Genomic DNA, 25,496 nt, shown 5'->3' with positions numbered 1-25,496 from the left:
TGCACTACGGCGCAAAGCCTTCCTGTTCGATCCGAAGATCCAGTGCATAACTAGTCGAGCCCGTGGAACTGCCGGCAGCCGCTGGCTTCATGGCCGCTGCCACGATTGCATGGCCATGCTGGCTCGGGCAAGACTGCACAAACGGCAACTCCTCAATTCTCAGCAACTGCCTTAGCTTTTCCAGAAACTCTCTGCCCTCCGGTGTATTCGGGACCTGTACCTTGAGCGATGGCTGAGACTTGACTGTGGGCTTAAATATTTTCTCATTGTCCGACATACAAGTGCGACTCCTTTCCATATCTGGTTGGCGCAAAACCTAGTCGATGAGCTAGTGCCATAAATTACTCCCTCACGCTTCTCCCGACCTGTTATATCCCACCGCAATTGTGAGCGAAACTAAAATCTCACCAAATCGCCGAAGTATTCAGGGCTTACTTCGCAGCTCGCCCACTTGAATCGTGGAACTCTGCTCCCCCAAATTCAGAAACAGTGAATCTTGATCTACAGATAAATTCAGCGCACGCGGCAGCACGTCATCAATCGAAGCGCGTTGATGGTGGAAATGAGCAAGGGCGAACGGTTCGCCGAATACCCTCTTCTTCTCGTCGAACCGGCGAAGGTACAGACACATGAACCCGTCGCGGTTGGAAACATAGAGCAGGTTTCTGCCTTTGTTGAACCATCGCGGCCGCATGGGATTGCCTCGGTCTTCCACCACCGAAGTTTCAGGCCCTTCTGGCTGTGCCGTGGCGCGGTTTAGGTTCAGCACGGTGATTTGCTTGCGCGTACCGGCAGTCTTGATCAACACAAGGCCGTTCACGTCAGAAGACCAGCAGGCGTCGCCAAGCACAGCGGTAGCATCCGTTAAAATCGCCCGCCGCTGCTGAGTTTCGATATCGAACAGAGCAAGCGTGTGAGCGCCATCGCGAAACAGAAACGCAGGCCTGTCGCCAAACCAGCCGAACGGCTCTGTGCAGTTCTGGCAGATGCGCCCCATGGGTCCGCCCACACGTCCCGCGTAAATCGCTGCAGATCCATCCGGAGCCGCTTGCTGATAAGCCAGCCATTTACCGGTGCGGTCAATAATGGGCGACTGCACCGGCGTCCCCTGATTCACGACCACTGACTCCTGTCCGCTTGCCATGTCGTGTAGAACGATCGTGCGGCGAAGACCGCGTCCTCGCGCGAATACAAGATAGCTCCCACCTGCTGAAATGAATGGCGTGCTGTCGACCTCTGGGTCAGCAGTCACCTTTTCCAGCACCGGTTTTGCACCCTCGCCCAAGCCACGCATTTGCCAGACATGCAGCGCGCCGGAGGTCTTTGTAAACGCGACACGCTTCCCAGCAATTGAAGGTTCCAGTTCACCCGCGTCACTCTGGACCAGCCAATGCGGAACACCGAGACTCGGTGAAGTGTTGGCCGGTATCGTCACAGCAGCCAGGTTGAGCCTGCCCTCTGGCGCGATCGCGCTGAACACAACCTGGTCATCCGTCCACTCGACAGAGGCGAGCCTGCCGGGTGAAAAGCCTCGCGACCGCAGCGCACCAAAGGCGTGTGTTGCTGTGAATGAATCGCCCTGCGGGGTTCCAATCCACCAATCGAAACAGTCGGGTACCAGGCCGGGCAAGGAACAACCCGTCAGCATGACATGACGGCCGTCGTCGCTCCACACGGGGTATCGTGCGTCTGCGAAGGACGTGGCGATCTGCTCAGGCGCTCCCCGCTCCAGATCGATGCGAAACGCTTTTCCGGCGGACATGTTGGAATCTGGTTCGCCCGTCCAATACAGCAGGGTCTTGCCGTCGGGTGAGATTTTCGGATCACGCCCGCTCTTCACCAGCAGCTTGGGCTCTTCCGGCACTTGTGTGTACGAGATATAGATACCGCCACCTGCGCGTTCCGACCGAAAGGCAACAAGCTTGCCGTCAGGAGAAAGACTTGGAGCCGTGTCACGCGATCCGTCATGCGTGATGCGGGTGAGCCTTCCGGACGGCAGCTGTTGAACAAAGATGTCGAGGTTGCCTGGCTCGGCGCGGTCTGAGGAGTATGCGACCAGACTGCCGTCCTGGGATAATGACGGACTCTCCGATTTGTCCACGTCTGGCGTGATCTGGGTTGAGTTACAGATGACGCAAACCGGCAGTGCCGCAGCTTGTGGTCGCCGCAGCATCGGCCAGGTCATGCTCATCGCAGCTACTAAGGTTGCAGCAATCGTCCAGCTCAAACGCTTCCTGCCGGATTCGGGCAACAGAGCGGCGCGGACCGCCGCCATGTCGCGGAATCGCTGGCTGACCTGCTCACGGGTGCAGCGGTGGATCACCTTGGACCAACTAGTCGGATAGCCGATCTGCCTGGGCCCATGACGGTCATCGGCACGCTCCTGCGGCAGCAGGCCCGTCATCATCTCGCAGAGCACCACGCCAAAGGCGTATTGGTCAGCTGCGGGCCCGACGTTTTCACCACGTCTCTGCTCAGGCGCCATGTAGCCTGGAGTTCCCGTCGCGACCATGTCTCCCGGAGTGCTGCCTTCCACGTTGCGAATGGCAAGACCGAAGTCGGTGATGACTGCGCGAACCAGCGCTCCGTCGGACTCGATCAACATGACGTTACTCGACTTCAGGTCGCGATGGACCAGCCCGCGCGCGTGAGCCGCTTCAAGGCCTGCAAGCATCTGGTCCGCGATCCGCAACGCGAGCTTCGCAGGCAGGTTTCCTCGGCTGCAGATGTAATCCAGCAGTGTGGTTCCCGGAATCAGCTCCATGCTTAGGAACCACACAGGCCCGCCCACGCCTGTTGCATCGCAGAACAGCTCATGCACACGGCAGATGTTCGGGTGCGACACCTCACGCGCGTGGCGAACTTCCTGTTTGAATCGCTGGATGACGGCAGTGTGTGCAGAGATGGAAGGCAGGATCGTTTTCAATGCGACCGCTTGATTGAGTTCCGAGTCCCATGCTTCGTACACTTCGCCCATGCCACCGCGGTTGATGAAGGAGCGGATCTGAAAACGGTTTGCCAGAACCGTTCCGGATTCCAAAGCTGGTCTTTCCGGCGCCCGCGGCGCAGGCGGAGCGCATAAAAGCGCTGGCCCTCGCTCAAGAAAGTCTTCGGAGGTCTGGTAGGCATGCAGCAGTTTCGAAACTTCCGCTTCCAGCGTCGGATCGCTCCCGCAGAGAGCATGCAGCAGCTTCGGCCGTTCGTCCGGCGGCTTCTCCAGCAGCTCATCCAGCGTGGCCTTGATCCGTTCCCAGTGTTCCGGGTTCATGAACTGCTCTGCGCGCCACCAAGTTCTCGGTAGAGCCAGGCCTTTGCCGCCCCCCAGTCTCGCTTCGCCGTCCGCACGGAGATAGTGAGTGCCTCGGCAATCTCCTCAAACGAAAGACCACCGAAGAAATGCATCTCCACCACGTCTGACGAACGCTTGTCAAAGGCCGCTAGCCGTTCAAGCGCCTCGTGAAGATCCAGCACTTCGACCGGCTGCTCGGCGATTTGGAGCCGCGAGTTCAGATCCGCCTGCTGGTGCCCGCCCGGGCGCTTTTGCGCCTTTGCCGCGCGTGCGTGATCTACCAGAACGCGCCGCATCGTATTCGCTGCCAAGGCGAGGAAGTGCGCCTTGTTTTGCCAATCGACCTTGTCCGTTTTGAGTAACTGGAGATAGGCCTCGTGCACTAAGACCGTCGGTTGCAAGGTATGCCCCTGCCGCTCCGCATACATGGCGCGGTTTGCCATTTGGTGCAGCTCACGATAGAGCATCGGAATCAGGTCAGCTGCGGCTTGCTCGTCTCCTGCGCGGACCTGCTGCAGCAACTGGGTGACCGCGTGCTGCTTCGGATGCAACGGCGTACTTTGCGTCGACGAAACCAAAAGGCGCACCTCTGACTTACGCAACAGTCTAGCTCTGGAAAGTCAGAGAACGCTGCTGGTTTGCAGCAAATTATTTCTCTTTGCATCCTGGCACGTTTCCAGCATTGCTTGCGCCTTAAGGGATAAGAGCTGAAACAGCTTTACACCAAAGGAAACTATGATCACCTCTCTTCTCCCCCGTCTGTGCAGCCAACGTCCTGCGTTCCGCCTTGGTTCTCTCCTACTCAAAGTGCTGCTGTTCCTGCCGTTGCCGGCCTTGGGCCAAACCAGGGCCGTCTCCACAGCAAGCATCCCCTTCTCCTTCACTATCAACGGACAACAGATGCCGGCAGGTGACTACGTCCTTTACCGCGTGACTCAAAACATCTACTCGCTGCGTTCTCGTGATTGGTCGTTCGGGGCGTCAGCAATGGTCTACACCGATGCAGCCGCAAAGATGCCTGAATCGAGCAAGCTCGTCTTCCGTAATTACGGAAGCACTTACCTGCTGGATAGCTTCTGGACAGCCGGGTCGAGCCAAGGCCTGCGGTTTACAAGGAGCAAGGCTGAGATGTCGGCGATTGCTCTGCAAACAAACGCGGCGACGACCAGCGTGTTGCTCGCTTCGGCCAACAGCCTCGCTTTGAAACACTGATCTGCCTTTCTCCAAGAAGTCGGCCCGGCCTGAAATGCGGGCCGGCTTTTTGGCGTGCTTTCTACCTTGGCCCCCTCCCCCTTCGAATTTGGTAAGTTCCTGCTGGGAAAAGGTTTAGCTCGAGTGACCGATGTAAGTTCCTCAATCCCTTAGGTTTCGGCGTAAGTTCCTGCTTTTGCGGAGTTTAGGCGCAATTGCACGAGAATCAGTGCACCCACTTTGTTTGTGAGGCGAGTGTAAAAGGTTCATCGGGAGCAAGCTAGTGGGACGGTGCCGGTGTGGTTGCCATGACGAACTCGAGTTTGCCGCCGTTCACGATTTCGGAGTGCAGGAGATACCAGCGGTTGAGCGGCTTGCCGTTGAGCCGGATCGACCGGACGTAGATGGCGCCGGCTTCGGCGCCTGTGGCGGTGATGTGGAAAGCCTTGCCGCCGGGCAGGTTGATCGTCATACGGTCAAAGTGCGGCGTGCCGATTTCGTAGCGTGGCGTGCCGGGCGTGACGGGGTAGAAGCCGAGCGACGATAGGATGTACCACGCGGACATCTGGCCCGCGTCGTCGTTGCCGGTGTAGCCGCCGGGACCGTCCTGATAATTTGCGAGCAGAGCGTCATGCACGCGGCGCTGCGTTTTCTCAGGGGCACCGGCGAAGTCGTACAGGTACGCGATGTGGTGGCTGGGTTCGTTGCCGTGGTTGTAATAGCCGCCATCGAAGAGGCCGTCGAGTCGCTTGACGAAGGCCGCGTTGCCGCCTTCGAGCGCGATCAGTCCGGGTACATCCTGCGGAACGAAGAAGGTGTACTGGTAGGGCAGGCCTTCGGTGATGTAGTGGTAGGGTTTGGTGGGGTCAAAGGGTGAGTCCCACGTGCCGTCGCGATGGCGGCCGCGCGCAAAGCGTGTCTCTGGGTCGATGACGTTGCGCCAATCGCCGGAGCGCTTTGCAAACACAGCTGCGTCTCCGGTATGGCCCAAGGCCTGTGCGAACTCACTTACTGTGAAGGCGTCATACGCATATTCCAGCGTGCGCGACACCTGCTCGCCCTGGTGAAAGGCGTCGGTCACAGGGTTTTCCAGCGGGATGTAGCCCAGCGAATCGTAGTCGCCCAACGCACGACGGCCTTTGCCCAGAACGTATTGATCGTGCGGCGGCGTGACGGTTGCGTTCCGCTTGACGAGCTGCCATGCCAGATCCACATCGAAGCCGCGAATTCCTTTCACATACGCGTCCGCGACGATGGCGGCAACATGGTCGCCGATCATCTCGGAGGTGTAGCTGTTCCAGGCGGGAAAGATTGGAAAGAAGCCTCCCTGCTCGCCTTTCACAACCAGCGACTGGACCATGTCGGCATCGCGCTGCGGGTCGATGATGGTGTAGAGCGGATGCACGCCGCGAAAGGTATCCCATACCGAAAAGTCGTCGTAATAGGTCCAGCCCGTCGCGTGCTCGATGTGTTTGCCGTCCGCGAAACGAGGGTAGGTTCCGCTCACATCGCTTTCCGTCCGGGGCACGATGCTGGCGTGATACATAGCGGTGTAAAAGATGGTGCGATTCGCGTCGGACCCCTGCACCTGAATGCGGGCAAGCTGCCGTTCCCAGGCGGCCTTTGCCTGCTGTGCCACCTGATCGAAGCTCCAACCAGGAATCTCGGATTGCAGGTTGCGGCGAGCTTCGCCGATGCTGACGAACGAGGTGCCGACGCGCACACGGACGATGTGATCCCGGGGTAGGTCGACGGTGACGTACGCGCCCACGGGCGTGTTACCACCCATCCACGTGCTGCGTGGCCCTACCGATCTGTCCGGGCCCACGCTGAAGGTTCCAAACGTGCGCACGGGAGCGTCGATTTGCAACACCGCATAGCCCGAGAAACCCGCCGGCAGGCCGTTACCATTATAGACGCGGAATACGGGATTGTTGCCGGTGATCTCACCATGTGCGGCGTCCACATCCACCCTGTTTTCGCCCAGTCGCAGGTTGGATTGCAGCAGGATGGTCGCGGTCGTTGCATCCGCCGGGTAGCGGAACTGCATCATGCCGCAACGCAACGTGCCGGTCAGATCCGCATGGATACCGCTGTCTTGCAGGTCAACACTGTAGCGGTACGCGGTGGCATGCTCGGCCGCGTGCGAAAAGGTGGAGGCGCGTTCCTCGGGCTGCAGCCTGACCGCATCACGCAAAGGCATGACGGTGAAGCTGCCGTAGTCCTGCGTACACGAACCACTGATGAAGTGGCTGCCGCGGAAGCCCTGGATCTTTGTGTCTTTGTAGTAATAGGGCGTGATGCACTTGGGTTCGCCCGAGCGGGTCTGCGGCGTCCAGTCACTCATGGCAAAGGGTACGCCCGCAATGGGGAAGGTCTGGCCGTCGTTTGCCGTGCCGACTAGCGAATGGATCAGGTCGACCGGCGCGGTTTGCTGCGCGCCCGCGATGCCGGCCCAAACCAGCGTGAGCGCGTAAATCAGGCACCTGTTCCAAGATTGCATCTGGCCCATTCCGTATCCCGTAGTAAAGAGCAAAGCAGTCCTTTTCGCCGATCAGTGACGCATCGCTCTGCGGCTGTGATTAGAAGTGAAAAGGTTTTGGGCCGGCAATCCAGATTGCAGCACCGCAGGCGCCATTCGGTGATGCCGCAGGGCATGCGTTCGCAAGAAAAATGGTCTGCGAACGCATGCGACGCAGTCATCGTGTTGCGCTGATTGCCGCAGTTTGTGTTGCCTGGTTCGCGCTGCCCGGTGTCGGCAGGTTGATGCCCATTTGTGTTCCCGCAGCATGCGGCTTGCTCAAAGCGGTGGCGAGCGTGAGGCCGGTGCCGGATACCCGGATACCGGCACTGTGCGCCTGTTTGAGCGGAGCTGCGAGGACGATTGCAAATCCTTCAAATCTCCGGATTGAAGCTACTTTGGCTGTCTCCGCGTCAGGCCCGCTGCCAACCGTGATCGTCTGCCCATCCTGGAAGCCGAACGGCATCGCGACAGGGATGGAGGTTGCGCTGGCAGGCACATCTTTGCTCGCGGTCGTTGCCCCGCCTGTGCCGACGCTGGCAATCGTCCCGCGCTCAGCTTCGGCACCCGCGCCGACGAGCACCGTGTCGCCTGCGTGGAATCCATTCACGCTGGCGACCTTGAGTGTTGTATCGCCCGCGTTGGATGCGAAGGGCAACACGGTCGCGGGTGTCGGGGCGAAGTCCGCACAGTTGCTGTCGGTGTCTGCGCCATCTGGATAGCGGCTGGCGCTTCGATTGGTCGCCGCAGTGCCGTTGCCGATTGCAAAGGCTGGACCGGGATCTGGCGATGGAACGAAGCAGCCCTCTTCGCGTTCGCCCGATTCAGCCTGGTAGCCCTTGGCTGCCCAGGGATCGGCCAAGCCACCATAGTTCAGGCTGTCTGCCACGACTCCGGAGGCGTTCCGCAGAACGAAGCTACCCTGACGCAACGGAATCATGCGGCCGAACAGGATGTACCGGGTCGTGAGTTCGGGACCGCCAAACCATTGATCCGGCTTCGGGTCTCCCTGGTAGCCCGCGGTGGTCACCTTTGCATCGCGAACGGCCGCGTTGATCGCATGGCGGTTGGTAAGCGGCTTGTCCAGGGTGATGCCGGAGCCAAGCGCCTGGACGGGCTCGTCGCTGATGTGGACGAACTTGGTCGCGGGCGAGAAGGAGATGCCCGTGCCGCGGTCGCTGAAGGGCAGGTTCGCCGCGTGGGCGAAGCGAAGTGGCGCTGCGATCGTAAGGCCGGTCCCGGGAGACACGACCCACTCATCGCGGCCATGTTTGGCCGAGAGCGCCGGGGCAAAGGTGATCTCCGCACCGTCTCTGCCCTCCCGCTGCACCGCGCTCACGGTGACCACTTCCTGAGTCGCGGGGGTACCGACAGTAATTTTGTTGCCCGCGGTGAGGCCGTCCGCGCGGCGAACGCGGATTTGAGTGGCACCGGCGCTGACATCTTCTGTGAGGTTCGTCTGGTTCGCTTTGGTGCCAACGCCTGTGACGGTCACGGTCTCAATGCCGTGGCCGGGGCTATCGATGTCCAAGCGGATTTTGTCACCGGTAGAGATGTTTTCCACATCGGTGACTTGCAGGTTGGTGACGCCCGCAGACGCGTCGACTGCAAGGTAGGCTTGCGTGCCCGGCTTGCCGACGGCGGTGACCGTGGCCGTCTCGTACTGCTCTATGCCGCGAGCGGCAAACGGCACCACGGAACCATACCCAAGCGCGATTTTCTCGCCTACCTTGAAGCCTGCAGAGCTTTGGACCGGAACATTTGTGGATCCCGGCAGAAGCGAGATGGGACCGTCGGGCAGAGGCTGCCACAGGGTGGTGTGAACGCTGGCCGCGGTTCCCACGGACGCGACTTTGCGGCTCTCCACGTCCTTGCCGGTGCCAATCTCCAACGTGTCCCCGGCTGAGATTCCCTTCACGTCGCGAACGCTCAGGGTGGCGTCCCCGGCTTGTGCCGGTATAGCGAGCCCGGAGTTGGACAAGCCGAGCAGGTAGAAGGCTTTCGGTTGTAGCTTGGTCCCGGCAGGGATCTGCACGGACGAAAAGATTGTTTGTTGCGCCGGCCGGCCTGTCAGGCTCCAGTTGGAAAGGTCCACTTCGGTCGTGCCGGCGTTGTAAAGCTCAACAAAGGAGTCGGTTGCATTGCCGGCTGCGTTAGAGCTGATGCGGAATTCATTGATGCGCACCGGTGCGGCACTTCGCACCTTCTGTGCCATGGTGCCGGTTTGCTTCGCGCCGTTCGCCGCAGCTGTCCAAGTGGCATTGGCAACCAGGTCGCCGTTGAAGGGCTTGGACCCGGCAGTCACGGTGAAGGTCGCACTGACGCTGGCGCCGGGCGCAATCGCGTCAGGAAACATCTGGGCTGGCCTGGTGGTGCCCTGAACGACAGCGGTCCACTGCTTCGGAAGATCGAGCGCCAGGGAAAGTCCCTTCACGGGCGCGCCGGTGGTGTTGGTGAAGGTGATGGTGGTGTCCTTGGCGGCGCCAGGAGAGAACGTCTGAACGCCGGTAGGGTTGTGCGCCGAGGCCGGTTTGATGGTGAGGCGCGGCACGTCGTACCCCGCGGCGACCACGTTTGCCTGAACCTGTTGATCGGTGGCATCGGTTGGAAAGGTGCCCGATGCGGTTACAGCACCCTCATAGAACGTGCCCTGTGAGCTATTGCTGTTGTCGCCGCCATTGCCGAGCAGAATGGCCCCCTGCTTCCGCATGGGGTCGTAGGTGGAGTTGACCCGTTGGCCGTCGAACATGACGGTAAGAGGGCCGCGTTGGGCATCGCCGCCCAGCGCTGCCCATCGGTGCGGTTCGCCTTTCGCCATGGCGGTGACGAAGCGCCAGTGGATGTCCGGCAGGTGGGCGCACAGCCTGGAGCCGTCCGTGTTCACGCATCCGACCAGGTTGTTCTCCTGGTCGGTTTCGATCCAGGGACCCGGAGGATTGCCGTGGATCCAGCCCGTGGTGTCGCCGAAATATGCGGTCTCCATGGTGCCGTTGTCGTCGTCACGGCTGTCGATCTCGGCATTGCCGTAATCGAAACAGCACCCACCGTTGAAGTGGTGTCCGTTAATGACCCAGTACTGACCCTCGGCCTGGTCGTCGACGGCCGTGCCCTTGGGGTCGTCGATGCGAAGGCCGGTGCCCGGCTCGATGAAAACGCCATATACCTTGTGGCCCATGATTGTGACGGGAGCCATGTCCGCCACCGGCAGATTGTTCAACCCACCCATCGCGGGGCCGCTGAAGCCGCCGCGCGGCGCCTGCGACAGGTCATTGTGTTTCGGGGACTGGTCGTAGATTTTGCTGATCCAGCAGTAGGTGTTCGCGCAAAAGGCGTCCTGTGCCGCTGCATCGGCATAGCCGCCCGCATCGTGGGCAGGCGAGGCTCCCGCTTGGACGACTTTGATGTCCAGCGTCTTGCCGTCGGACTGACGCAGAACCTGGTAGAGCGGCCCGTTGTAGGACTGATACAAAGCGCGCGTGGTGCTGTGGGCGCCGACGCAGGGATCGCCGGCCGCGGCATAGATGTCGCACGGCCCCTGCGGCCGGGCCAGAGATGCCGTGGCATTCTTCTGCCCGATCTGGGCCAGCGCCGTTACAACGCTCACCAACGTGAGTACGATGGCAACTCCCGTAGTTCTTCCAAGCCGCATGGGATTCGATCTCCTATGAAGTGGCCGCCTTCCTTTGGCACGGAAGAGAGTCCATCTCGAACACTCACTGTATCCGCTGTCAGGAACCTGTGTCACGGCGGCGGTTCCCGAAGGATGCGCGAGACTCGCTGCAGCATGCTGGATTCGGCGAGAAAAGCCTGTGCTCGGAGCAGAGAAGAAGGCATGCATTTCCGAACAGCTTCACATGCAGCCAGGCATGAGTGTCAGCGAAGGAGTCCTGAGTTCAAGGTGATCTTCACTTCATCATGAACTGTGGTCCTACGCTGCTGTGCACTGCAGCTTTGTTTGCTCGCGCCGCGTCACGTTGCGAGCTCATGATGAGGTCGAGATCTTTGCGAGCGCCCTTCAGATAAGTAGAGTCAGCGCTGTCATGGCTGCGAAAGAAGTCGTAACCCTGGCGGGTTTCCGGTTCGGCTTCAGCGAACCTGCCTTCGCGCAGGAGGATGCGACCGAGCCTGACGTGCACGGCGGCAAGATTGGGATGTTCGGGAGGCAGCGTCCGCTGATACACGGTTAAAGCGCGCCGAGCCATGCTCTCAGCACGGGAATAGTCTTTTCGAAAGAGGTAGACGCCAGCCAAGTTGGAGTAAGACATCCCGACGAACTGGTGGTTGTCGCCGTAAACAGTTCGCCAGATGGCCAGTGCTTCTTGAAAATCGGCTTCCGCTTCATCCTCGTGGTCGTGGTTGTCGGCGAGGATGCCCAACTGATTGAGGATGAGCGCCACGGCGGCGTGCCGATGCCCATAGGTGTGCTCCTGGATAGCGAGGGCGTGCTCCAGCGCAATCTTTGCGTCGCCCTCCCGATTGGTAAGGGCGAACACTTGCGACAGCCCGACGTAGTCCTCTGCAGCGCGCGGATTGTCCGGACCGTACCAACGCTGGTCGATGGCGAGACTGCGGCTGAGTTCAACTTCAGCATCGGCGAAGTGGCCCTGGTCCTTTGCGATGTTGCCCAGCGTGTTGTTGACGTGCGCCACTGAGGGATGATTTTCTCCGACAGTGCGGTGATAGATCGCGAGTGCCTGCTGATCAAGCTCTATGGCTTTTGTAAATTCAGCCATGTAAAACTGCGTGTCTGCGAGAAGGGAAAGATTGTCGGCGAACTGCTGCGTGCCAGCCAGGCCGGAATGGTGCTCCGCGGCGATTGCACGCTCCAGCACCGCACGGCTTTCCCTGTAATTGCCTTGGATTGCAAGCGCGTCACCAAGAGCGCCTAAGGCGCGTGCAGCCTCTGGCGTGATGGTTTTGCGATCTGCCGTAAGCGCGACAGCGTTACGCAGCAGAGCTTCTGCTTCGATCATACGGCGCTGATCAAGGCGAAGCAGGCCGAGATCAACGAGGCTTTCGATGTACAAGGTGTGGCTGTCGGCGTCCGCATGGTTCTGTACGTTTGGGCTGCGCTCCGCAAGCGCGCGGCGCAGGAGAGTGTCAGCGCGGTTCAGATTACCGAGGTGCTGCCAAGTGCGGCCCAAGGTGGCGAACATGGCGGCCTGCAACTCCGCATCGTCGTGCATGCCATCTGCGGCGAGTTCACCTCGCTGCAGAAGCATGGCGGTAGTGACCTCGGCGGAAGGGCCTTGGTCGGGCGTGCCGCCGTCAAACAGGTCGAGGGTGAAGCGCTGGAGACGGGCCATGCGGCTGAGTTGGCGGAGTGCGAGATCGCGGGAGCGTGTAACCCGCACGGCAGCGACGACGACCGTGATGGCAAGCAGAATCGTCGCAACAGCGGCCACGGAAAGCGGAAGATGGTTGCGCCGGACAAACTTGCCCATTGCGTAGAAAACGCCGGGAGGGCGGGCTGCGAGGGTGCGGCCACTTTCAAATGCCTCAATGTCCCGGAGAAAGGCGTCCGCGGAGCTGTACCGGCGTGCCGGTTCCGGCTGCAGGGCGTGATCACAAATGGCATCCAGGTCTGACCACTGCGCGCGCGTGAACTGCAGCCGGTTGGAGGAGGCGAGACGGGCGACACGCGACGGTCTGTCGGCGAAGCCTTCGGCATTGAGACGTGGGAGTTCACCGGTGAGGAGTTCGTACAAGAGCACGCCGAGGCTGTAAATGTCGGTGAATAGGCCAATGGGCGCGGCTGTTCGCTGCTCGGGCGCGGCATAGCCGGGAGTGAGGGGGATCAGTCCATCCACGGTGCGGCCGTCGAAGGCCGTCTCCGCCAAGTCCTTTACGATACCGAAGTCAAGCAGCTTTACCTCGCCCGCAGGAGTGACCAGGATGTTAGACGGCTTGAGGTCGCGATGCACCAGAGCATGGCGGTGGGCGCAGGCAACCGCGCCGGTCACCTGCCGGATAAGCGCAAGAATTTGTGGCAGGTTGGCGTGGTGTTCGCGTGCCCAGGCGGTAAGCGGCAAGCCATCTACATATTCCATGACAAACCAGGGTGTGTCGCCGTGCAGGGAACCAGCGTCATGAATCTGTGCGATGTTGGGATGGTTGAGGCGGGCAAGGGTCCGCTGCTCCAGCCGAAAGCGGTCGCGGCGCATGGGCGACATCCAAGCGTCGCGCAACAGCTTGATGGCGACCTGGCCGCCAAGATGAAGGCGCTCGGCACGGTACACCACGCCCATGCCGCCCTCACCCAGCACGCTCAGAAGGCGGTAGGGACCGATCTGAGTTTCCACGAGCGCACCGACAAAGTCGTGGTGCAGAGCGGCTTCGGCAAGGCTGGTCAGCGAGGCGTCAAGAACAGAGGTCTCGCCGTCGGCGCGAAGGAGGTTGGCGACGGTTTCGGCGAGGGCGGGATCTTCAGCGTGCAGCGCGTCCAGGGCTACCTGCCGGGCGTCCCGGTGCAACGTGAATAGCTGTTCCAAGGCGCACTGGGCGCGTTCCCACTCGTCAGGCAGCATGGCCGAGACCTCTTACACCCCCCTGACTGTTGTCAGCTTCCCCAGCATCGCCAGGTTTAGCCGTGAGGTGGAGTTCCCTGCGGATTTCAAGCTCGAGCCAAGCCCGGGCCATGCGCCAGTCGCGCTGTGCCGTTTCCACGGAGATGTCGAGGAGCTCCGAACACTCCGCAAAGGTAAGGCCGCCAAAATAGCGAGCCTCGACCACTTTGGCCTGTCGGAGATGGAGTTGTTCAAGGCGGTCCAGCGCAGCATGCAGCGCCTGGAACTCGCGGTCGTCCACCACCGTGCCGGGACCGAGCGCAGTGTCAAAGGTGACGTGTGTGATGCCACCACCGTGCATGGCCGCGGCGCGATGCCGAACGGCGTCCACGAGAATTTGGCGCATGGCGCGGGCGGCCAGGTTCTGGAAGTGGATGCGTGAGAGCGAAGCCAGCGCAGGCGCCTTGGAAAGCTTCACCCATGCTTCGTGAACGAGTGTGGTGGGTGAGACATTTGCATCGCGGTCGCGGCGGAGCACGTTTCGGGCGAGCCGGCGCAACTCCTCATAAATGAGGCTGAAAAGGTCGTCCAGCTCCTTCCTGGAGAGAGGCGGCGGCATGACCGGAGTCCTTGCTGAAAAAAATTCTGCTCTTCGCGAAAAGTTTGTGACGGTTTTCGGCGGGTAATTTCGCAAATAGATAGTGAAGCGGAACGAGTGAATGGTAGCACCGGGCCGCACTGTCTCCAATCCTTTCTGCTTTCGGTTCGGGAAGCGACGCTTGGAAAAACGTGTTCAGGAGGAGCGACATGGCGCTTATGTTTTGTCCGGCATGCGGTAAGGAAGTCTCGGACACTGCGCCCACGTGTCCGCACTGCGGACACGTGGTGCGCGACGGCGGCTCGCGACTTGGGCGCGCGGTGAAGTGGCTGCTGATCTTTGGAGGCGGCGCGGCGCTCTGCTTTGCGGTACTGGCCCTTATCGGCAGCGAAACTTCGTCGAAGCCGCCGCTTGTCGGTGACAGCGGTAGCGCTGTTGTCAAGATTCAGGATCCACCTCCTCCGCCTCCTGCCGCGAAGTTTGTGGTGCTGGAGCATTCGCAACGCGACGATGAATGCACCGAAGTGGGTGACTACTGCATTCGGGTGCACTGCACGTTTTATAACGACGGCAACGCTGCGGGGCTGAGATCCATTGGCGCACAACTTCTGGACGGCACCGAATCGGTGGCGATACGAGAGTCATCGCTGACGCTGCTGCCAGCAGGGCGACAGCAGCTGTACTTCGATTTCAAGGAAGCCGAACTGGATGGCAATCATCGGTACCATTCCCAATGCGTCGCCGCGGATGAGCCGTAAGGAATGCTTTTGCTTCTAGGCGGGCACTGTCGTCTGGACTGCTGTGATCCCAAATCGAAATCAACATTGCAAGTGAGGCTTCTTCCATGACGCTCTTCTTTAGCAGACATTTGATCGCCACCCGACCACGACGCGCGGTAGTTTTTCTGGCCGCTTGCGCGGGCCTGCAGTTGGTTGCAGCGGCCGGCGCGGCGGCCCCGCCGAGGATTCCTGCAGGCACGTCTGTAAGCGTGCGGACAGTCGAGGCGATCGACTCGAAGCAGGCGGAAGCGGGTCAGAGCTACCGCTGCACGGTGGAATCACCCGTGGTGGTGGATGGGCAGCCGTTGGTATCGAGAGGCGCGGACTGCGTGCTGCGAATTGCCGAAACCAAGGAGGCCGGCAGGCTGACCGGCAATGCGGAACTGAAGCTTGAATTGGTCGCCGTTCGCGAAGGCAAAGAGCTGGTCGACGTGTCGTCAGACCCGGCAGCAGTGGCGGGCTCAGGCAAAGGCAAGGCTACGGTGACGAAAGCAGGGATCGGTGCTGCGGCAGGTGCTGGCCTTGGCGCCATCTTCGGTGGACGAAGAGGGGCTGCCATTGGCGCGGGCGCCGGGACTGGTGCGGGTGTGGCAACAGCGGCGCTGACGCGTGGGCCCCAGGTAAAGGTGGCGCCGGAGACTGTGCTGACGTTTGTAACGCATTGAGGCGAAGATGCAGATACAGAACCGGGTTGGAACGGATCGTGCCGTTCGCGTGAGCGGGTTCGGTGTGGCTTGTGCCTTCGTTATTGCGACAGCGATGCTGCCACAAGTGCGAGCGCAGGCAGGAGAGTTGGCGCGGCAGGCGCAGTGGAGCGTGGACGCTCCGGCAGGCGGCTGCAGTTCCCTGCCCGTGCTGCAGGTAAAGGGGCCGGGCACTCTGTTCGACGCAGGAAATGCTGCGCAACTCGCGAGCCTGCAGGGTGCCGTGGTAAACGCCCTGGGCCGGGTGTGCCCCGGCGTAACTGAGGTCATTCTAGCGAATGGACGCACGCGCAAGCTGGTGCGACTGACTCCGTTGGCGAAGGATGCGAGCGCTGCAAATGCCGCAGTGTCCGGGGCTTCACCAGGTACACCAGTTGAGACAACCGACAGGGTTCCGTTGCTGAGCGGAGCAACGAACCGCGGATCGCGTGCGAGCACACGGGTGCCCAATGAGGCGGAACGGCAGCCTGGCGCGGACGATCGCGAAGCGCCGCCGCATTTTCCCCGTCAAAGCTCTTTGCCCAGTCTGTCTTCGGCGCACGGCGCTCAGGCGAAGTGCGACGTACTCTTCCGCTGGCTGGAAACGGGCAAGGCCTCAACGCCCGGCCGCAGGGTAGGCGCGGCACAACCCACGCAGATGCTGGAGATCTTCCAGGACCGCGCGATGACTGCGGTATTTGGGCGGACTTACGACGGGATGGAGAACAGCGCGCGCATCGAGTTATACGAGAAGACATTTGGCACATGCACGGGCACGGCACGTCGCACGCCGCCACAACGATCCCCGATCGGCAACAAACCGATCGTGATCGGCGGTGTACGCATCGGCGCCATCAACGTAGGACAGCAGCCAGAGGCGCCGCTGCCGCCGGAATACCGTCAGGAGTTTGCGCAATACAACGAGCTGCTGCATGAGGCGTTCGGCGGCAGTCCGGGACGCTACGAGCCGTCAGCGGTAACGGCGTATGTGCAGCAGGTGCGGGATGGCATGAAGTGGGCGAACGAGGAAGTCACCACCGCGGCGGAAGCTTCGGCGACACTGGAAGCCTTCCGGCGCATGCAGTCGGCCGAGGGCGAGGCGGGCCAGAAGGCACCGCAGTTGACGGCAGCCGAACGCGAGGAGTTGCGGGCGTATCTCCGGCGACGTGAAGTTGCGATTGCTCCCACGATTGCGAAGAAATGGTTGGCGGGTCGGACCGACGGAACCAGCGATCTGCCATCGGCGAAGGCTCTGGCGGCCAGTCACGCCGAGGTGGGCGGAGTGCTTGCTGCGCTGGAGCCGGAGGAGAGGAAGAGGATTGAGTCGGAATATAGTGAGCGACTCGAAAGACAACTGACTCCCCTGATGCAAGCAGCGACCGCGCCGCTGGCTACGCTGCCGGCAGACTGGCAGGGGGCCAGAGCTTTCGGTGTGAAAGAGAGCGCATTTCTGGCGGAGTTTGGAGAGTTTCAGAGCACGTCATCGTACGCAACGGCGGCATCGCGCTTTGACGCGACCCGTGAGCGGATCTTTCCCGCCGTGCTTCCTGAGTGGCGCAGAAAGGTGGCGGCATCGAAGCCACAATCGGGCGAGTTGCTGGCGCTCCGCGACGACCTGCGCACCCTGTTCGTGGCCCCGGCAGATCGAGCGCTGCCGCTCTTCCAGCAGTTTGAGGAGCCGGTTCGGCAGCGGCAGGCGCAGTTCGATGCAGCGATGGCGGCTGACGAACAGCGGCGACTTGCACAGGCGGAACGCGCCGCGGCTGAAGAGGCCGCGCGGACCTCAGGAGAGGCGCTGGCGCCTGCTCCCGCGGACCAGGTGACTGTACGCGGCACCAGTACCTCACATTCGGGAGTCAGGACAGGTGGTAGTCGGGCCGCGAACACCTCATCCGCAACACTTGCAAACGCAGCGAGTGGGAAAGAAGAGACACTGGTGAGCGCAGGATCGCTGCGTCCGGGTGGCCTGAAGACGGGCAGCGGGCCTGATGCGGAGCTGCTGAACGCAATCTACGAAGGGGCGTTCGACAAGATCAGGTTTGATCGGTCCTCACCGGAGTTTGCGGCCATTGGCAGCGGATATATTGAGGCTTTTTCAGGGAGCTGCAAGGCTCAGCTACCTGCCAATCGGGTGGAGTTGACTGAAACGGTGTGCGATGCGCCCTATGTCATCACGAACGGGTACGGCATGATCGTTCGGGAAGGCTGCAGTGCCTCTCACAAGCAAGGCACGGGAATTTTTGCCGATCCAAAGTTATACGCGGCGCTGAACAGCAACCCTATTCAGCAGGCGGGCAGCACGCTGCGTGTGTTTACGGACATGCTGACCGGTGGCGGAAACCCATTCACGGCTGGGGTCAACCTTGTTGCAAACGTTGCGCAGATGCAAGCGGATGTGAGCCAGATGGTGCCGCAGACCGGGTGCACGAACCCATCACTCATACAGTTTCAGAAAAACCTGGAACGATTTGCGCTCGGCCAGGGTGGGCTGCGCTTAAACCATACCGTGGAGATGGGCGTTGCGCTGCTTCCAGCCACACCCGGCACGAAGTACCGTGATTCCGACTATCGGCGGCTGATCGATGACTTGGTGAACGAGCAGGGCAAGAGTTGGGCGATGAACCGGTACATTCCAGGATCCATCGGCGCAACCCAGGTGGAAAAGCGCGACGGGATCGGGCGGCCGTCTTCCGTGTCTGCCGAATATGCGTACAGTAGCTTGTTTACGGCGCAGCAAAGCGGCAGGGTAACGCTGTCGTTTGAAGAGGGACGGCCGCACTGCCTCTATTTCTCGGACCAGTCGAATGCCTGTCGGACGCCTTCGAACCGGCTAACGTCCGCATACATTCGCGGAGAATACCGATAGCACTGTTCGGCTTGGCGAACCTGAGAGAGGCTTGCCTGCGTCGCGGTTTTGACTGGATCAAGGGTCAGCAGCCGGATCACGATGGACTGTATTACGCTGACCATCTCAGCCGACAAGCGCATTGCGAACGCACGTGCGGTGGAGCGTATGGTCCCCTCGACGGGTGTTTGCAATATTGAGGTGTTTGGCCTTGTGCTGGAGTGCCGCTAAGCCGCTTGTTCAAGCATCTTAGTGGCGGGGACGACGGGGCTCGAACCCGCGACCTCTGCCGTGACAGGGCAGCGCTCTAACCAACTGAGCTACGTCCCCAGCGTAGTGCTGGATAGTCACATCGAAGGGAGCGAGGAAACTCGACCTTCGATTGTCTTTGGCGCTGCCGCGCGTACGCTGCGCCGCACCATCAACACAACCGAGTGTAGCAGAAGCGTCCGGAGCATGCCGCAATCGACAGCTGGTTCCTAGCCGATCTTTGCCATCATGCCAGCCGATCTTGCCTGCATGATGGGTTGAAGGCAAAGAGATGTGGCGAGGCAGACAGGCCGGGAATCATCGCATCTGTCGAAAAGGAGCAGAAAGCAACGAAGTAGAGCTGGCGTGCGGCTATTGCGGGTTCCGCCGCGTCAACATGCTAGCGTTGATCCGAGCGCAGATGTTGACGCTCGCGACCTGTTCAACTTTCCTCAGGAGACCGTTTTCATTTGAAACAGACACTTGCGTTTGTCGCATCGCTGCTGCTTTCCTGCTCTGCCCCGCTGCTCTCGGCGCAGACGCCCATTCAGATCACGGCGGATCTGACGGAAGGCTACCGGCATCTCTATCACGCTGAGATCGATCTTCCGGTGAAGCCCGGGCCAGCCACGTTCATCACGCCGCGCTGGATTCCCGGCACACATGCTCCTGGCGGACCTTTGGCGGACATCACCGGCGTCGTTTTCACTGCCAATGGGCAAACCCTGAAGTGGCGGCGCGATGACGTGAACCTGGCGGAGTTCCACGTGGAGATTCCCCGTGGCGTGAGCAACCTGCATGTGCACCTGGACTCGATCACTAGCCATCGCGTCACGCGCAATATGAGCGTTCTGGAATGGGAACGGCTGATGATGTACCCGGCCAACGTGCCGGTGAAAGAGATCGCGATTCAGCCATCGGTCACGGTACCGGCGGGCTGGGGCACGGGTACGGCGCTGAAGCCGCAGGGCACGGTGCCCACGCCGCAGACCACCGGTGTGAATGAGGACGCGCATCATCCGCCAGCCGACGCGGTCACGACCAAGTATGCCGTGACCAATGTGGAGCAATTGGAAGACAGCCCGGTGATTACGGGCAAGTATTTTCACGAGTACGCGCTGGCGCCGGAGATCAAGCCGGCCCACTTTCTGGATGTGGTCGGTGATGATGCGGATGATGTAAAGATACGGCCCAAGACTCTGGCCGAAATCAACAACCTGGTGCGCGAGGCGGATGCGAACTATGCTTCGCACCATTATTTTGAGTACCACTTTCTGCTGACGTTGAGCGATGTGGCCGGCGGCGAAGGTTTGGAACACGGGCAGTCGTCGGACAACGGCGTTGGCGAGAAAGGCTTCGCCGACGACGCGCACCAGCTTGGCGAGGCCGACCTGCTGGCACACGAGTTTACGCATTCCTGGAATGGCAAGTATCGCCGTCCGGCCCGCCTGTACCAGCCGGACTTCGCCACGCCGCAGCAAGGCGATCTGATGTGGGTGTACGAGGGCATGACGCAGTACTGGGGCAACGTGCTGGCGACGCGCGCCGGACTGAAGAATCAGGCGCAATACCGTGATCTGCTGGCGGCCTCGGCGGCGCAGTTGGACTACAAGGCGGGTCGCGACTGGCGTCCCACGGAGGACACCGCGGTTGCTGGCAGCCTGATTCGCGGTGGCAACGCAGAGTGGGTGAACTGGCGTCGCGGCCAGGATTACTACCAGGAAGGCGAGTTGGTTTGGCTGGATGCAGACACGACCATTCGCAAGCTCACGAATAACCAGAAGTCACTGGATGACTTCGTGAAAATCTTTCTGGGCAAAGGCGGCAACACGGGCCCACTCATCGTCCCATACGAGTTTCCGGAGCTCGTCGCGGACCTGAACCAGGTGGTGAAGTACGATTGGGCGAAGTTCCTGAGCGATCGCATCCGCAACATTAACGAACGCGCGGATCTGGAAGGTATCGAGCAGGGCGGCTACAAGCTCGTGTATCAGGAAAAGCCCTCCGCGTCGGAGGAACTGTTGCAGAGGGCGCGCAGCCGTCGCAGTGGCGGCACAAACGTTTGGTATTCGCTCGGCATGCGTCTGGATGAACACGGCAAAATCGGCGATGTGCGCTACGGCGGGCCTTCCGACATGGCGAAACTGGCGCCTTCCATGACCCTGCTCGCCGTGAACGGGAAGCCGTACAGCGGAGAGACGTTACACGATGTGATTCGCGCGTCGAAGACGGACAGCAGCCCCATCCATCTGCTAGTGCAGCAGGAGGACGCAGTGTTTCCCATCGACGTGAACTACCACGACGGCGAGAAGTACCCCGCGATGGTGCGCGTGGATAATACGCCGGATTACCTGGACGACATTACCAAGCCACGCACCACGCCTCCGGCGGGCACTCAGCAGTAGCTCGCCAACAGCAGTACACGCAAGAAAAGGCCTTAGCTTCCAAACGTTCACCAACTGGTGAAGTTGAGAGCTAAGGCCTTTCTGCTGCTGTGCTGCGAAGTGCACCCACTCAACTCGCACCCTGCGAGTCGGCCGAATACGCCAAACGGGTCGCGTTCGTACTCGAAAGTAGTATCGCCCATCGACAACATGGACGATACCTTTCGTATTGCCCCTCTATCTCGGGTTAGTAAAGACGGGCCGCATCACAGGGGGGCGGAGCTCTATGCCTTAGGTCTCCGCCCTTGATGCTACCAGTGACTCAGCGGCCGCACCGGCGCGGGTGGGTCAAAGCCGAACTAAATCGCGATGGGAGCAATCCGCGGAGTTACCGAATCGCAGATTGCAGCGGGAGGCATGGTGGGCAAGGAGGGACTCGAACCCCCGACATCCTGCTTGTAAGGCAGGCGCTCTAACCAACTGAGCTACTCGCCCACGCCGTTGTGAGTGTAGCACCAGCCGCGATGTGAGAGGCTGGGCAGAGCATGGCAGACGTCGCACCCATCCGGCTCATCGTGAACGCCGACGACTTCGGTATGACCATGGGTGTGAACCGCGCGGTCGCAGAGTTGCACGACGCCGGCGCGCTTACCAGTACGACGCTGATGGCCGGTGGCGCGGCGTTCGACAATGCGGTCCGCATTGCCCGCGAGCGGCCGGCCCTGGGCGTGGGCTGCCACGTGGTTCTGGTTGACGGTACGCCAACAAGCCAGGCCTCGAACGGCTCTTCTCTGCTCGCGCGCAATGGCACCTTCACCTCTTCGATGGCCGACTTCACCCTGGCGGTCGCGGCCCGCTACACAAGGCCCGAGCACATAGAGCAGGAGGTCGCGGCACAGATCGCCAAGCTGCAGGATGCCGGCGTGAACGTGACGCACGTTGATACGCACAAGCACACACACCTGCTACCGTCGGTCGCGCGTGCCGTCATGCGCGGCGCGCGGCGCATGGGTGTGGAGCGAATTCGCAATCCATTCGAACCGGCTTGGTGCTCTGCACTTTCGCCCGCGCCGCTGGCCCGCAGGGCGCCTTTTCGCTTTCTTCACCGATTCAAGAGCTTCTTCGATCAACTGCTTGCAAGCGAGGGCATGCGCAGCACAACGGCTTCGCTGGGCTTGATTGCGACCGGCTCGCTGGACGCGGCGGTGCTGCGGCGCATCCTGAACGCCGCCCCACCCGGCGAGTATGAACTGGTCTGTCATCCCGGCCACAACGATACCGAATTGCAGCAGATCAGGACCAAATTGCGTGCGTCGCGAGAGGTCGAGCGCGAGGCGCTGCTGGCGATCATCCCGCATCTCGCGCCCACCCAGTTTGAACGGATCAGCTTTGCCGGCCTGCCGCTTCAGTATAACGAATCAGCCGGCGCGTTCGCCGAAGGCACGTAGCGTCTGTAGCGCGGAAACCATATCATCGCGCATCAGTGAAAGCTCGCTGCCGGCAGTTTCCTCGGCTGAGACCAGCGGCATTTCGATGCTGACGCGTGTGCCTCGGCCCGGCCGGCTCTCAATGTGGACATGTGCCGCAGTTCCAAACAGCACCAGCAGCCGTTCGCGCACGTTTCGCATGCCGATGCCGGTGCCCGCCCGCACCAGTCCGCTCACGGGTGAAACGGCCTCGCGCCCCGGTGCAATGCCCACGCCATCGTCCTCTACTTCCAGGCGCAGACAACTGCCGACCAATCTGCTGCGAATCGTTACGGTGCCACCGCTGATGCGCGGTTCCAGCCCGTGCTTGATGCTGTTCTCAATCAGCGGCTGCAGCAGCATGCTCGGTACCTGCAGGTCCAGCGTATCGGGCGCGATTTCCTTCACCACCTGCAGCTTCTCGCCAAAACGCACGACTTCGATCGCAAGGTAGTCGTCGGTAAAGGCGAGCTCTTCGCGAAAGGGCACGAAAGCGTCACGCTGTTTCAGCAGCACGCGCAAAATGTTTGCGAGCTTCACGACCATTTCGCGGGCCAGCTCCGGCTCCAGACGAATCAGCGAGCCGATGGAGTTCAGCGTGTTGAACAGGAAATGTGGATTGATCTGCCGCTGCAGGGCGTCCAGCCGCGCCTCCAGCAATAGCCGCGTCTGCTCTTCCAGCTTCTGCTGAATGCGGATGGCGTTCCAGACCTTCAGCGGAATGCCGACCACCACCGGGGCGGTGGCACAGACAAGCGCCTCTAGCCACAGGTGCTCGTCGCGCAGGCTGAAATAAAGGTGCGGATAGAAATGCGAGAGCACGCTCGCGGCGGCCTGCAGCACCATAACCAGAAGCAAGAGCAGGATCTGGCGGTCCAGGTGAGGACGCTTCAGGTTGCGGCGAACCCAGCGGTACAGGCTCAGATCAATGAGCGGCGAAAAGGACCAGACATCCTCCAGATCGACAAAGCTGTGGAAGGCGCCGGCGATCGCCGCGATCAGCAGGTTTACAGGGAGCGCCAGGTATTCGCCGTGCAACATGGCCGGTATGGCAAGCAGCACACCGCCAAGAGCAGCGGCGGACGGCCCGATCACGACGCCGAGCAGGACTGTGATTTCGAGCGAAAGATCGGCAGCCAGGAAGTTCGGCACCACGTTGCGGATCCACACCCCCAGCACCAGAGGCATTACGATCAGCAGCATCAGCTTCAGCCGGTCCCGTAGCGGCCGCTCACCTTCCAGCAGCAGGCGGCGGAACGCAACAGAGCGGGTGAGCGAACTGGATACCGCGGCGGCCACGCCCAGCTTCACCAGCAGAGAGATCAGTACCAGCTTGCTGTCGAACTGGTTCACGCTTCTACTGTATGCGCTCCCCATGCGCTGTGTGGGGCTTGCATCGGTCGCCGTGCACACGCATCTATACACCAGCTATGTCGTACAGCCGTGTTACCAAAGTCGCCGAGGCCAAGCTGCCGACCCGCTCGGGTGACTTCCGGATTTTAGGATTCGAAGGTGAACTGTCTCCGGGTGAAACGCCCGGACCACAAGGCAAACTGGTCGAAGAAGCAGTCGCTCTGATATACGGCGACATCGCGGCCCAGCCTTCTCCCATTCTCCGCATCCACTCCCAATGCCTTACTGGAGACGTGTTCCACTCTCTGCGTTGTGATTGCAGGCAGCAGCTGGAGCTCGCGATCGACACCATCACGGCACACGGCGCAGGTCTGATCATTTATGAAGAGCAGGAGGGCCGCGGCATCGGCCTGATGGCCAAGCTGCGCGCGTATGAGCTGCAGGACCAGGGTCTGGACACCATCGAAGCCAACGAGCGGCTGGGCTACAAGAGCGATCACCGCGACTTCAGTCTGCCTGCAGAAATCCTGCGGCAGATGGGGATTGATTCTGTACGCCTGATCACAAACAATCCGCAGAAAGTAGCTGCGCTGGAAGCGCGTGGCGTGCACGTGACCGAGCGGCTTTCAGCTGAAGTTGAGCCCACCGCCAACTCAGAGAGTTACCTGCAGGTGAAGCGGGACAGGATGGGTCACCTGATCGGATCCATGTAATCAGTCGCGCTGCGACTTTTGCGATTTCTCGTAAAGCAATTAAGAATGCCCCGCCGTGGCGGGGCATTCTTAATTGCGCAAAAGACCCGATCAGCTCGGATTCGCGGGAGCGGAGCTTGTCGCCGTGGTGGTGTTCTCATCCTGCATGTTCGAGAGCACCTGGACATCGACGCGACGGTTCTTGGAACGGCCTGAAGCTGTCCGGTTGGAAGCCACGGCGGAGTCCTTGCCGATGCCCACCAGGTAGAACTTGTGGGGCGCGATACCGTACTTGGCTTGCAGGTAGTTCGCCACGATATCCGCACGCTTCTGGCTCAGCTCATAGTTATATTGCGCACTGCCGACCGAATCGGTGCCGCCGGTCAACTGAACGATGTAGTGGCGCGAGCTCTGCAGGCTGGCGGCGAGTGTGTCCAACTGGCGCTTATCGCTTGCGGTCAACGCCGATTTATCAAAGCCGAACGTCACGCTGGTATCGGAAACCTGCTTGTACTGATCCAGCCCGGCGACCACACCAGACAGTGAATCCACTCGGTTGTATGCCTGCTGCGCGCTCCCGTTCGCGGCATCCGCGGCGGTCTGCGCCGTGCCCGCGTGCTGGTCTGCGGCGGCAGCGTTGCTCTTCGCCGTCGAAATGCCTTGCTGGGCACGCTGGTCCGTATCAACAATGGCCCGATGGTCGGAGGAAGTTTTCGCGTCCAGGTCGTTCGTCTGATTAATCAGCGGACCGGCCTGCGACCGCACGTAATTCTTCGTTGTGCAGCCCGTGCTCAACATAACCACCAGTGCAGCCGTTGCGGCGACACCCAACCTCCATGCAACAGTGTGCGGCTTCGTCACTCGCGTCTTCTCTCTTTCAGCCCGATGGGCGGGGCTTTCTCGATCAGGTTTATGCACGTCATGAGCCAAACCCATCCCG

The 25,496-nt window shown here is 61.0% G+C and carries 17 protein-coding genes and 2 tRNA genes; 8 read left to right on the top strand and 11 right to left on the bottom strand.

Going from position 1 to position 25,496, the window contains the following annotated elements:
• Positions 1-4: 4 nt before the first annotated feature.
• The 3 genes from ACOFKT_RS04895 to ACOFKT_RS04885 form a co-directional block, all read right to left on the bottom strand.
• Positions 5-277, bottom strand: coding sequence for a hypothetical protein (locus tag ACOFKT_RS04895; RefSeq protein WP_419806302.1), 273 nt, complete (start codon positions 275-277; stop codon positions 5-7).
• A gap of 147 nt (positions 278-424) precedes the next feature.
• The gene (locus ACOFKT_RS04890; RefSeq protein ID WP_419806301.1) at positions 425-3,268 is read right to left on the bottom strand and encodes a protein kinase domain-containing protein; all 2,844 of its coding nucleotides are present in this window, start codon (positions 3,266-3,268) and stop codon (positions 425-427) included.
• Positions 3,265-3,867, bottom strand: a complete 603-nt coding sequence (locus ACOFKT_RS04885) for a sigma-70 family RNA polymerase sigma factor (RefSeq protein ID WP_419806300.1) — start codon at positions 3,865-3,867, stop codon at positions 3,265-3,267. The genes ACOFKT_RS04890 and ACOFKT_RS04885 overlap by 4 nt, the downstream gene beginning before the upstream one ends.
• A gap of 157 nt (positions 3,868-4,024) precedes the next feature.
• Here ACOFKT_RS04885 and ACOFKT_RS04880 point away from each other — a divergent pair, with 157 nt between their 5' ends.
• Complete coding sequence (locus tag ACOFKT_RS04880; RefSeq protein WP_419806299.1) at positions 4,025-4,501, top strand: hypothetical protein; 477 nt, start codon at positions 4,025-4,027, stop codon at positions 4,499-4,501.
• A 259-nt stretch (positions 4,502-4,760) separates the two neighbouring features.
• Here ACOFKT_RS04880 and ACOFKT_RS04875 read toward each other — a convergent pair whose 3' ends face one another.
• The 4 genes from ACOFKT_RS04875 to ACOFKT_RS04860 form a co-directional block, all read right to left on the bottom strand.
• Positions 4,761-6,983: a GH92 family glycosyl hydrolase gene (locus ACOFKT_RS04875; protein WP_419806298.1), complete on the bottom strand. Its 2,223-nt coding sequence runs from the start codon at positions 6,981-6,983 to the stop codon at positions 4,761-4,763.
• Between the two features lie 196 nt (positions 6,984-7,179).
• Positions 7,180-10,605, bottom strand: a complete 3,426-nt coding sequence (locus tag ACOFKT_RS04870; RefSeq protein WP_419806297.1) for an arabinofuranosidase catalytic domain-containing protein — start codon at positions 10,603-10,605, stop codon at positions 7,180-7,182.
• 301 nt (positions 10,606-10,906) lie between these two features.
• Positions 10,907-13,528, bottom strand: a complete 2,622-nt coding sequence (locus ACOFKT_RS04865) for a tetratricopeptide repeat protein (protein WP_419806296.1) — start codon at positions 13,526-13,528, stop codon at positions 10,907-10,909.
• The gene (locus ACOFKT_RS04860) at positions 13,518-14,126 is read right to left on the bottom strand and encodes an ECF-type sigma factor (RefSeq protein ID WP_419806295.1); all 609 of its coding nucleotides are present in this window, start codon (positions 14,124-14,126) and stop codon (positions 13,518-13,520) included. Before ACOFKT_RS04860 ends, ACOFKT_RS04865 begins: the two co-directional genes overlap by 11 nt.
• Positions 14,127-14,314: 188 nt before the next feature.
• Here ACOFKT_RS04860 and ACOFKT_RS04855 point away from each other — a divergent pair, with 188 nt between their 5' ends.
• From ACOFKT_RS04855 to ACOFKT_RS04840, 4 genes are all read left to right on the top strand, one after another.
• Positions 14,315-14,863 (top strand): zinc ribbon domain-containing protein, encoded by a 549-nt coding sequence (locus ACOFKT_RS04855; protein WP_419806294.1) that lies wholly within the window; start codon positions 14,315-14,317, stop codon positions 14,861-14,863.
• A gap of 230 nt (positions 14,864-15,093) precedes the next feature.
• The gene (locus tag ACOFKT_RS04850; protein ID WP_419806293.1) at positions 15,094-15,549 is read left to right on the top strand and encodes a hypothetical protein; all 456 of its coding nucleotides are present in this window, start codon (positions 15,094-15,096) and stop codon (positions 15,547-15,549) included.
• A 7-nt stretch (positions 15,550-15,556) separates the two neighbouring features.
• Positions 15,557-18,433: a hypothetical protein gene (locus tag ACOFKT_RS04845; RefSeq protein WP_419806292.1), complete on the top strand. Its 2,877-nt coding sequence runs from the start codon at positions 15,557-15,559 to the stop codon at positions 18,431-18,433.
• 81 nt (positions 18,434-18,514) lie between these two features.
• Positions 18,515-18,643, top strand: coding sequence for a hypothetical protein (locus tag ACOFKT_RS04840; protein WP_419806291.1), 129 nt, complete (start codon positions 18,515-18,517; stop codon positions 18,641-18,643).
• 22 nt (positions 18,644-18,665) lie between these two features.
• Here ACOFKT_RS04840 and ACOFKT_RS04835 read toward each other — a convergent pair.
• Positions 18,666-18,742, bottom strand: a tRNA-Asp gene (locus tag ACOFKT_RS04835).
• 389 nt (positions 18,743-19,131) lie between these two features.
• On the opposite strand from ACOFKT_RS04835, the gene ACOFKT_RS04830 reads away from it, so the two are divergent.
• A complete protein-coding gene (locus tag ACOFKT_RS04830; protein ID WP_419806290.1) occupies positions 19,132-21,066 on the top strand; it encodes a M61 family peptidase in 1,935 nt (644 codons plus the stop codon).
• Positions 21,067-21,463: 397 nt separating this feature from the next.
• Here ACOFKT_RS04830 and ACOFKT_RS04825 read toward each other — a convergent pair.
• A tRNA-Val gene (locus ACOFKT_RS04825) sits at positions 21,464-21,540 on the bottom strand.
• 50 nt (positions 21,541-21,590) lie between these two features.
• Here ACOFKT_RS04825 and ACOFKT_RS04820 point away from each other — a divergent pair.
• Complete coding sequence (locus tag ACOFKT_RS04820) at positions 21,591-22,493, top strand: ChbG/HpnK family deacetylase (protein WP_419806289.1); 903 nt, start codon at positions 21,591-21,593, stop codon at positions 22,491-22,493.
• Here the strand turns inward: ACOFKT_RS04820 and ACOFKT_RS04815 are convergent.
• On the bottom strand, positions 22,464-23,888 hold the full coding sequence (locus ACOFKT_RS04815; protein ID WP_419807108.1) for a sensor histidine kinase: 1,425 nt from the start codon (positions 23,886-23,888) through the stop codon (positions 22,464-22,466). The genes ACOFKT_RS04820 and ACOFKT_RS04815 overlap by 30 nt on opposite strands.
• Before the next feature lie 53 nt (positions 23,889-23,941).
• Between ACOFKT_RS04815 and ribA the strand changes: the two genes are divergently transcribed.
• On the top strand, positions 23,942-24,577 hold the full coding sequence (ribA, locus tag ACOFKT_RS04810) for a GTP cyclohydrolase II (RefSeq protein ID WP_419806288.1): 636 nt from the start codon (positions 23,942-23,944) through the stop codon (positions 24,575-24,577).
• A gap of 90 nt (positions 24,578-24,667) precedes the next feature.
• Here the strand turns inward: ribA and ACOFKT_RS04805 are convergent, their stop codons facing one another.
• On the bottom strand, positions 24,668-25,417 hold the full coding sequence (locus ACOFKT_RS04805; RefSeq protein WP_419806287.1) for an OmpA family protein: 750 nt from the start codon (positions 25,415-25,417) through the stop codon (positions 24,668-24,670).
• Positions 25,418-25,496: the final 79 nt, after the last annotated feature.

Source organism: Terriglobus sp., assembly GCF_965201105.1.
Classification (GTDB): Bacteria; Acidobacteriota; Terriglobia; order Terriglobales; family Acidobacteriaceae; genus Terriglobus.
This window is presented reverse-complemented; position numbering and strand designations above follow the sequence as displayed.

What these genes read in the sequence shown, in the direction of transcription:
- ribA (WP_419806288.1), top strand. Translation starts at nt 23,942, where the DNA reads ATGTCGTACAGCCGTGTTACCAAAGTCGCCGAGGCCAAGCTGCCGACC.
- ACOFKT_RS04855 (WP_419806294.1), top strand. Translation starts at nt 14,315, where the DNA reads ATGGCGCTTATGTTTTGTCCGGCATGCGGTAAGGAAGTCTCGGACACT.
- ACOFKT_RS04820 (WP_419806289.1), top strand. Translation starts at nt 21,591, where the DNA reads ATGGCAGACGTCGCACCCATCCGGCTCATCGTGAACGCCGACGACTTC.
- ACOFKT_RS04865 (WP_419806296.1), bottom strand. Translation starts at nt 13,528, where the DNA reads ATGCTGCCTGACGAGTGGGAACGCGCCCAGTGCGCCTTGGAACAGCTA.
- ACOFKT_RS04845 (WP_419806292.1), top strand. Translation starts at nt 15,557, where the DNA reads ATGCAGATACAGAACCGGGTTGGAACGGATCGTGCCGTTCGCGTGAGC.
- ACOFKT_RS04860 (WP_419806295.1), bottom strand. Translation starts at nt 14,126, where the DNA reads ATGCCGCCGCCTCTCTCCAGGAAGGAGCTGGACGACCTTTTCAGCCTC.
- ACOFKT_RS04880 (WP_419806299.1), top strand. Translation starts at nt 4,025, where the DNA reads ATGATCACCTCTCTTCTCCCCCGTCTGTGCAGCCAACGTCCTGCGTTC.
- ACOFKT_RS04840 (WP_419806291.1), top strand. Translation starts at nt 18,515, where the DNA reads ATGGACTGTATTACGCTGACCATCTCAGCCGACAAGCGCATTGCGAAC.
- ACOFKT_RS04890 (WP_419806301.1), bottom strand. Translation starts at nt 3,268, where the DNA reads ATGAACCCGGAACACTGGGAACGGATCAAGGCCACGCTGGATGAGCTG.
- ACOFKT_RS04895 (WP_419806302.1), bottom strand. Translation starts at nt 277, where the DNA reads ATGTCGGACAATGAGAAAATATTTAAGCCCACAGTCAAGTCTCAGCCA.
- ACOFKT_RS04875 (WP_419806298.1), bottom strand. Translation starts at nt 6,983, where the DNA reads ATGCAATCTTGGAACAGGTGCCTGATTTACGCGCTCACGCTGGTTTGG.
- ACOFKT_RS04815 (WP_419807108.1), bottom strand. Translation starts at nt 23,888, where the DNA reads ATGGGGAGCGCATACAGTAGAAGCGTGAACCAGTTCGACAGCAAGCTG.